The 8,913-nt window shown below is 33.3% G+C and carries 4 protein-coding genes; all 4 read right to left on the bottom strand.

The window, feature by feature from the left end; all coding sequences use genetic code 11:
- Nucleotides 1-2: 2 nt before the first annotated feature.
- The 4 genes from AC1Q51_RS03540 to AC1Q51_RS03525 all read right to left on the bottom strand — a co-directional run bounded on the left by AC1Q51_RS03540 (nt 3) and on the right by AC1Q51_RS03525 (nt 8,833).
- A complete protein-coding gene (locus AC1Q51_RS03540) occupies nt 3-4,559 on the bottom strand; it encodes a non-ribosomal peptide synthetase (protein ID WP_097997634.1) in 4,557 nt (1,518 codons plus the stop codon).
- A gap of 13 nt (nt 4,560-4,572) precedes the next feature.
- The gene (locus tag AC1Q51_RS03535) at nt 4,573-5,826 is read right to left on the bottom strand and encodes an MFS transporter (RefSeq protein ID WP_000858616.1); all 1,254 of its coding nucleotides are present in this window, start codon (nt 5,824-5,826) and stop codon (nt 4,573-4,575) included.
- A gap of 1,065 nt (nt 5,827-6,891) precedes the next feature.
- On the bottom strand, nt 6,892-7,482 hold the full coding sequence (locus tag AC1Q51_RS03530; protein WP_139213231.1) for an SGNH/GDSL hydrolase family protein: 591 nt from the start codon (nt 7,480-7,482) through the stop codon (nt 6,892-6,894).
- A 202-nt stretch (nt 7,483-7,684) separates the two neighbouring features.
- Entirely contained in the window at nt 7,685-8,833 is a 1,149-nt protein-coding gene (locus AC1Q51_RS03525; protein ID WP_098840022.1) for an acyltransferase family protein, read from the bottom strand.
- Nucleotides 8,834-8,913: the final 80 nt, after the last annotated feature.

The following is an 8,913-nucleotide window of genomic DNA, read 5'->3' as shown; positions in this document are numbered from 1 at the left end:
TTTTACACCCTCTTCTTTGTTAATTTAAGTAATACTTTGCTCAAGCTTTCTTCCGTAAGATCCTCTGCATCAGCAAAATCTGATACCGTAAAAGCAGACTCTGTTGTTGGTTTATTTATAAGTTGACGGAGATGCCTTAACATACCATCTGCTATCAATTGAATTTTCAATTTAGAAAACTGTTCTCTACTATACATCCAAACAAAATGTAACTTTTCATCTTTCACCATTCCGATAACATCAATTAGATGAGATGGTTTGGAATCTGGAGCATGATCTAAAAATGTAAATCCTGTCTCTTGCATAAACAAAGAGTCCCTTGAAAACACCTGATCAAATTGGCCCAAATAGTTAAAGCTTATTGAAGGCTTTTGCTGATAAAACGGAAGTAATCCTTTATTCAAGTAACGTAAAATACCATAGTCAACTCCGCGATTTGGAATTCGACGTAATTGTTCTTTGACAGCCTTTAACCCTTCAATAGGTGTTTGAGTTCCTTGAAAATTGAGATGAACGGGATAAATACTCGTGAACCAGCCCACTGTCCTTGATGAATCAATACCTTCAATCATCTCTTCTCTTCCGTGTCCTTCTAGATGAATAGAAACGGTTTGCTGATTTGTACAATCGACGATAGCTTGTCCTAATGCCGTTAATAGTACCTCATCAATCCTTGTCTTATGAGTGACTAGAACTTCGTGTAACAATGTTTGTGTTTCTTCTATTCCTAAAGTCCTCGTCACTTGATCAATCGATTCTTCTGTTGTTTCTTGTATTGGATAGTCCATTGGAATTTTCATCGTTTCTTTTTCTACTTGTTCATTCCAATAATTTTGTACTTCTTTTGAAATACCCGAATCACTGTATGTCTGGAGTCGTTCAGACCACTCTTTAAAAGATGTACTTTTCGCAGGTAAGCGAACTTCTTGACCTTGTTTCATCTGGTTATATACCACCTGTAAATCTTCCAATAGAATCCTCCATGACACTCCATCTACTACTAAATGATGAATCACCCAGAATATTCGATCATTTCTAGTCAAGTTATCTTCAAAGTACACTACTCTCATTAACGGACCATTAACTAAATTGAAACTAGCTTGATTAATGTTCATCTCTTCTTGTATTATTTTATTCCACTCTTTTTCATTAACTTGATTACGTTTTACAACATGGAGTACTGACAGCTCATCAGTCCCTTCATTTCTCTGCCTCCACGTTCCGTTTGGTAACTGTTCGTACCGGAAACGTAAAGCATCATGATGTTTCAGTAAATTTAATATCGCTCCCTCTAGTAATTTCACATTCAATCTTTCTTTTACTCTTAAAAGCATTGATTGATTCCAATGCTCTGTATGTGGATGTTCTTGCTCGAAGAACCAGCACTGAATTGGAGTAAGAGGCACATCACCTATCACAATTCCCTGCTCCGCTTGTACTCCCTGCGTTTCTATAGCCACTTGTGCCAGCTCAGCGATAGTTGGGCATTCAAACATTTGCTTTGGAGTAAGTTTTAACCCCACTTGACTTGCTTGAGATATGATTTGAATACTGAGAATCGAGTCGCCACCAATTTCAAAGAAATTATCATAGATTCCCACCTTTTTAACACCTAATACTCGCTTCCAAATGGTAGTCAGTATCTGTTCGTTACTATTCCGAGGGCCAACACATTCACTATTAATCTGCTTTTCCTCTGGCATAGGTAAGGCCTCACGATCAACTTTACCGTTAGCTGTAAGTGGAATAGCTTCCATCGCCACAAATCCCGAAGGAACCATATAACTTGGTAGTTTCGCTTTAAGATACTCTCTCCACGCATCTACATTTCCATCTCCTACAACATATGCTATTAATCTTTTATCGCCCGGCTGATCTTCTCTTACAATTACAACTGCCTCTTTTACATATGCATATGTATGTAAAGTAGACTCAATTTCCCCAATCTCAATTCGGAAACCACGTATTTTAACCTGATGATCAATTCTTCCACGATAATCTAGATTCCCATCTGGCAAATACCTCGCTAAGTCTCCTGTCCGGTATAATCTTGCTTTCAGATCACTACTAAATGGATGAGATATAAAACGCTCTGCTGTTAATTCAGGTCTATTTAAATACCCACGTGCAAGCCCTGCCCCGCCAATATAAAGTTCACCATCGACACCTATAGGAACAGGTTGTTGATAAGCGTCTAGTATATACACTTCTAAATCGGGAATCCGCTTTCCAATATTACTTCTTGAAGCATGCTGCACATCATCTAGAGTAATTGGATAATATGTAACATGAACTGTAGTTTCTGTAATTCCATACATATTAATTAACTGTGGATTTTTCTCCCCATACCTTTGAAACCACGGTAACAAGCTAGTAGGTTCTAACGCTTCTCCGCCAAATATGACATAACGCAGCTGCAAATTTTTATTCTTATCTTCTTGTTCACACACTCGTATTAATTGTCGAAATGCGGAAGGTGTCTGATTTAGAACTGTGACTTCTTCCTCCACCAATAATTGATAAAAATCCTTAGGTGATCGACTAATCCAGTACGGAACAACAACTAATTTTCCACCATATAATAATGCTCCCCAAATTTCCCATACTGAGAAATCAAATGCATACGAATGAAAAAGCGTCCAAGTATCTTTTTCATTAAACTGATACCAACAATCCGTCGATTTAAATAACCGAATGACATTGTGATGCTCTATCATAACGCCCTTTGGATTTCCCGTTGATCCCGAAGTATAGATTACATATGCCAGATTTTGGGGACCGACACTAGAAACCGGCAAAGTCTTACTTTCTTTCCCAATCTCATCTTGATCACGATCCAGGCAAATCGACTCAACATTTTCTGGTAACCAGTTCAATTCTTTTAAACTTTCTTGCGTTACGAATAACTGAATGCTAGCATCTTCTAAAATATATTGAAGTCGTTGCTCTGGATATGTTGGATCAAGTGGGACATAAGCCCCACCAGCCTTCAAAATCCCTAAAATACCTACAATCATCTCGTGGGAACGTTCAACGCACAGTCCAACTAAAGTATCAGGTCCTACTCCTTTTTTCTGCAGATAATGAGCTAACTGGTTTGCACGTTCATTAAGCTCCTTATAAGTAATTTTTTCTTTTTCATACGTAACTGCAATAGCATTTGGATAAATCATCGCTTGCCGTTCGAACATTTCATGAATAGTTACTTGAGGCGGGACATCCAGTTTAGGATTGTTGAACTCAACTAAACTTTTTCTTTTATCTTCCTCAGAAATGATTTCTATTTCAGCCACCTTCTGCTTTGGGTTTTCAAAAGTGTTTTCCATTATCGCTAACATCACGTTAAAAAACTGTTTTATCTCTTCCTTAGAAAATAGCTCCTCACGATAATCAATATGTACATGTAAAGAGTCTATATCAATTAGATTTTCAATATGCACTGCAAAATCTTGTACTTCTTCACGGTTTGGAATCCATAGTGAGTCACCACTTTCATCACGATCCCTATAATCAATCGTAGTTCCGAAAAGTCTCACATTACTGTTATTCTCTTTATTAATCCGCTTTAATAACAAATCAAATGGATATTTCTGGTGTCTTAATGATTTACTTTGTTTTCTGGACACTCTACTAATAAATGAAAGTACTTCTTCTTCTGGATCAATATCCATTCTTAAAGGAACTGTACTCACCATCATTCCAATCAATTTTCGTTCCATTTTAGTCATACGGTTGCCGTAAGCCATTCCTAAACCAATATTAAGCGATGAGGTCCACCGATACATGGACAACGAGAAAGCAGCAACAAAAAGGGTGTATAAACTAAATTTGGAATCTTCAGAAAATTTTTCTATCTTTCTCTTCAAATGCTCCGTTAATATAAACGTCTCACGTGATGCTTTGGTACTAACTTGGTACGTATTATAAGGCTTCAATCCAGTCGCAGATGGCAGTGTTTTAAATTCCTCTAACCAGAATTTTTGATCTTTTTGAAAGCGACTACTATTCAAGTATGTTTGTTCATTGGTCAGAAATTGAACATATGAATTTTTAATTTCTCCTTCTTCATTCTCGTTATGCATGTCATAATAATATTTTGCAATCTGCTCAGTAAATATTTGAATTGATAAACCATCCATAATAATATGATGAACATTTCCAAAGACTGCACATTCATTATCGTTTAATTTTATTAAAGCGAAATAGTATAAATTCGAATTAAATAATGTAAACGTTTCTTTTGTTTTCTGCTCAATCCATTCCTCAAGTAAATTTGTATTCTCCACATTACTGAAATCAAAAAACTCAAATTCTTGTTCTTCATGTTTAATAAAATATTGTTTCGGTTCCTGATGCCCATTTTCTTTTAACCTAATGCACAGACCGTCATTTTCACTGATAACGCGATTCACAACTTGGTTTAATTTTGAATAATTCATTTTTCGATGAAGTTTAAATAAAAATCTTAAATTACATATTCCTTTATCAGAATGAATAACTTCTGTATACCATATTCTTCGCTGCGGATGGCTTAATGGATAACATTCCTCATTGGTCATAAAAATCTTCCCTTCAAAAATTATTTGCTCTTATAGGTTCGTGTTTATGTTTACCCCATAAATATTTCTGCATTGAAACTCCAATTACTCCAATAATAACAAGCCCAATCCCTCCATAAACATAGAGTTGAGTTACTCCAAACAAATGCACTAATGGGCCACTCATAGCAGGAGAAATAATTAAAACTGCGTTTGTTAAACTACTTTGAATACCAAATACTCTTCCTACTTGATCTTGATCGGATTCTATTTGTAATATGACTTGATTAGATACAAGCATCAGCCCACTTCCGATACCAGCGATAAAACTAATTAAATAGGCTAAAACGAAGACCGTACCGGGCGTTATCAAACCAATCCCCCCAAAACCAATTCCCATTAAAACCATACCTCCACATACTACCCAGCCATATTGAAATTGTTTTAATTTCTGAGTTAGTAATGCACCAAGTATCCCGCCAAGACCAATAATAGAAATGATATATCCCATTTTACTTTTATCATGTGGGAATAGGCTCTTAAATAAAGTTGGGAATTGTGAGTCTACTAATTGTAATACTGCCATGGCTATTGTAACGAAAATCATGGTTGATAATATTATCCGATTAGATAACACATAACCCCACCCTTGTACCCAAGCGGTCCAAGTACTTTGTTTTTGCTTTTCAACAAATTCTTTCGATATAGTTTCTTTAAATTTTATTGTGGGTATGAGAACTAAGGTAGCTAATAAACAACTTATAGCTCTTATAATGAGGCAGAACTCTGGTTGAAACCAGCTCAGCAACATACCCCCTATAAGTGGGCCTACTATTTTGGTACCCTGCTCTACTATTCCGTTGATACTTACTGCTTTAGTAAGCAAATCCGGGGATACAATCTGTCTTGTTAGTGTTTGCTGTGCAGGATAATAGAAAACAATAAAAATGGAACGAATCATTAATGCCACTAAGAGCCAGTGGATATCTTGTACAAATAAAAGAGCAATCGTTATTAGACCAACCATTAGATTACAGAACATCATAATTGGAATTTTTCTAAAACGATCTGCAATAACACCTGCCCATGAGCCAAAAATAATTCCTGGAAGTGCATATGCAACAGGAATCAATCCAATCATAGTAGGATCTACTTCCCATTCAAACCCAACTATAGTCATAATCGCTAACATATCAATAAAAACACCAAGCATAAGCAATGAATAGGCAGAGAAAACTTGTAAATATACCCTATTTCCTAATAGGCCTTTTGAATCGGTAGTTTTCATAAAAGCAAGCTCCTTAGGTTACTAATATAAACGCTTTTGCGTATAAGGTACCTCTTTATTAAACCAAATTAATCATTATTGACATCTCACCTAAAATTTAACTTCGTCAAAACTTAAACTATTATTTTTTTATATCTATAAAATAGTCAGATAAAATAAAGCGTACCCATTTCTTCATTTTTATATCAACTGTTACAAAATATATCTTTCCCTTACACTAATAACAGCTAAACGTTGCCTTAATATAACCCTTTACAGTCGTTTGCACATTCAATTCACATCCTTTTTAAAGTTGGCTTTTTTCTATCTCAAATACTATCACACAAATATTTCACCTACTATATTCATAAAGTTGAAATATTTGAATCAGAAAATTCGGATAAAAAAACCAAATCCAAAAATCATACCAAACAATTATTTAGTTATATTGCCATTTTATAGATGGCTTTAGCCATAAGGATATCAAAAATTAAGTTTTTTAATTTTATTAACATAATAGTTTAAAGAGGCTATAAATCCTACTAAACAAAAAGATAAATATACAATAAAGTATATTTATCTTTTCTTATCCTACATATTTTCTATGCAAATTAATTCCAATAACTAAAATTGATAATAAAAATATAATACTACCAATTACTAATGTACTCATAACAGAATTGAATAATATAGTATTAATACTTCTGCACCTACTACCTATTTTATTTATTGGATATTTATACTTCAAAAAAATTACACATTATTCACAATTAGGATACATACCCAAAATATGATTTGAATATGTTATTATATTTTAAGATAATATAAAATCAGTTTTTCTATAAGAGAACTTAATTTTTATGTAGTACGAAATTGTTAGTAATACAGTATATATTTTAATTTAGTTATAAAAACGTTTAAAGATCACCTATTTCCATAAGTGATCTTTCTTTGTGATTCTACATTTATGCACTACTGTAGAAATATATCGTAGATACGCTTTGTTTGCTAAATGTTTAGTTCTTTCCATTTACTAAAAAACATAGCTTAATACAATTAATACCATATTCGTTACATTGCAAACTATTATTTTGTCTTCTGTACAGGCAAACTACTAAAAATTAATTCAGCAACTTTTACATATCCTTTTGAGTTTGGATGAATTAAATCCTTAGACCAAAGCGTATTGTCATTAACTAAATGATGATTCCAAAAATCAACATGATGAAGCTTATACTCTCTGCTCAATGAACGTATAACTTCATTTGCCTCTAATAATTGTTCTTTTATTACTTGTTTTTTTTCAAAAGCAAAAGGAAGCCTAACTGTAAAATCCGGAAGGTTTGCTATAATAATATCAGCCCCTGCTTTACTTAATGTATCTACCATAAATTCCATATCGTTCTTATATGCATCATGATTCCAACGTCCTTTTAAAACATCGTTTGCCCCTGCAATGAGACTAACCAAATCTGGATTAAAAGTTAGCGCCTTTTCCAATTGCTGCGAGCGAATTTCTTCAGTTACTAACCCACGCTTTGCAAAATTGGCATATTCTACATCGTTTTCACACAGTTGAACAAAATGATCTACCCAGCTTTTTAATGCAATTCCCTCAACTTCATCCCCTATCCCCTCTGTAAAACTATCGCCAATTGCTACAAATCGCTTCCACATATGTATTCCCCCTTTATTATTAACCATATCTATACTATACAATAGCTCACACCGTAATTGTTATTTCTAAGTGGTTTTCGATTTCAATTATATTCCACTTTACTATATTTACATTTAGAATCTAAAATTGACCGATTCCTAAGTATACTTAGGAATCGGTCATATTCATATATTTACTAAAGAAATACAATCTATCTAGGAATTATACTTTTTTCAAAAAATTTGTTGTTCTTTGTTTTGCCCAGTTGATACATTTCTTTTCGATTAAATGATATGAAACTATAGAAAAAAGTAGTGTCATTGCAATGCACAAAGTAAGAAGGAAAAAGATAGGTATATTTGTATACAAAAGTTTAAATAGTACCATCATGATTGGAAAATGACATAAATAGATACTGTATGAAATTTCTCCTAAATATACAAATACACTCTTATTTAAAAATGCTTTTACTTTTAGGTTACTCATAGCCATTATAATAAATATACTAACCCCCATTACGACACCCCAATCTTTTATTAAGAAAGTTGTATCATTACGGGAAAAACCATAAATTAAAATGGAATATAAATATAGAATAACCCCTAATGTAATAAGAAATCCTTTTTTAATTTTTTTCATATTCCTATATGAGTAGATAAGTTTTTCCTGATACTTAAAAAGTAACATTCCAACCATAAACATAGATGTAAAATGCAGTGTATCAGCATAACCATTATAAAACCCTTCAGCTTTCCCAATATGCAACATATTAAGAACAACACTAATTAATGAAAAGCTCAAAGCAAATAGTATCGTTTTCTTCCAATTCAGTTTATAAAAAAGAAGGAATAACAAAGGAAACACAATAGATATACGCATTTCTTGAGCCAATGACCAAATAACTGGATTATAATTTTCCGTAAAAAAGTTATTAAGAAGCACAAAGTGGTTTAGAATATCTAATTTTGTTATAGACCCTTGCCACCTATCATAGAACCAATCCCGTAATCCTACCACTTCATACGACGAAAATAAAATAAATAAAACAAAGGTAACGATTATCCAAAAATAATAAGGAATATAGATTCTTACAAATCTCTTAATTAAATATCCCCAATAATTTGTTTTTGAATGATAAAGTGCCATAGATAACACAAAACCACTTAGTACATAAAAAACGATAACAGCTTCCCCACCCGCCCATAAAAACCTAAGCGGGGAAAATTTAATAGAATTAGGCAACGATGGTAGCATTAAACAAAAATGTCCAAATACCACAGTAAGTGCCGCTAACCCTCGTATGGAATCTAATTCTTTTATTCTGTTACTCATAAAATGTTCTCCTTGTAAATTGTAAATTTTGCTGTTCATAAAGGCCACTATAAGAATGTAGTGGGAGAATTGTACATATTGTTTCTTTAAATTCCTAATATAAGCAGTACAAAGTTAAT

This window comes from Bacillus sp. MT94 (genome assembly GCF_058792475.1).
Note: the sequence above shows the minus strand (reverse complement) of the source record. Positions and strands in the feature narration are given on the sequence as shown.